The following is a 211-nucleotide window of genomic DNA, read 5'->3' as shown; positions in this document are numbered from 1 at the left end:
ACTGAAGGTATTGCACCACTTACTGTTTCATTCACTGATCTCTCAACCAATGCAACCTCATGGTCCTGGGATATTGATGCTGATGGTACCGAGGATTACTCCAGTCAGAATATAATTCATACGTATGATACAGCTGGTTTGTATACTGTCAATCTTACTGTCAGTAATATCAATGGCACTGCTTCCGAAGTCAAGACGAATTATATCAATG

Annotated in this window: 1 protein-coding gene; it reads left to right on the top strand. The window is 39.8% G+C overall.

All coding sequences use genetic code 11. From position 1 onward, the window contains the following. Positions 1-211 (top strand): PKD domain-containing protein (locus tag E7X57_RS12280; RefSeq protein WP_135613305.1); only part of this gene is annotated, 211 nt, incomplete at both ends.

Source organism: Methanococcoides sp. AM1 (assembly GCF_900774055.1).
Classification (GTDB): domain Archaea; phylum Halobacteriota; class Methanosarcinia; order Methanosarcinales; family Methanosarcinaceae; genus Methanococcoides.
This window is presented reverse-complemented; position numbering and strand designations above follow the sequence as displayed.